The organism is Ligilactobacillus equi DSM 15833 = JCM 10991 (assembly GCF_001435735.1).
GTDB classification, from domain to species: domain Bacteria; phylum Bacillota; class Bacilli; order Lactobacillales; family Lactobacillaceae; genus Ligilactobacillus; species Ligilactobacillus equi.
Map to the genome: position 1 here is coordinate 1 of NZ_AZFH01000093.1, position 437 is coordinate 437.

Sequence of the window (437 nt, forward strand, 5' to 3'; positions counted from 1 at the left end):
ACAGTCACTCCAGATACTGTAAATTATCACTATGATAATTTCACTCCATATGCTGATGGTGATGTAAGCACGAACTTTAGCTTAGATAAGTTGGCCGTTGAAAAACCTGCTCCAGAAAAAGTTAATGTTCAACTTCACAACTTGACGGTTACTCCTGTAGCTGAGAAGACCGCAAATACTGTGATTAACAATTCTAACCAAGATATCTCTGGTAAGACTATTGTTAAGGGTGAAACTCTAACTTATGACATTGCTACTAAGGACTACCCTGCTCAACGTACAAATGATTTAACATCTCACGATATTGTTGATAAGTTAGATCCTGCATTAAAATTCGTTGATTACACAGTTACTGACAATCACGGAAATGATGTAACAAGTGATTACGTTGCTAATTTCGATGCTAAGACTAATACAATTAAGCTTTCATTGAAGTC

At 35.9% G+C, this 437-nt stretch carries 1 pseudogene; it reads left to right on the top strand.

Annotated features, from left to right (window positions below):
* A pseudogene (locus tag FC36_RS12145) lies at nt 1-437 on the top strand (hypothetical protein); the annotation flags it as partial.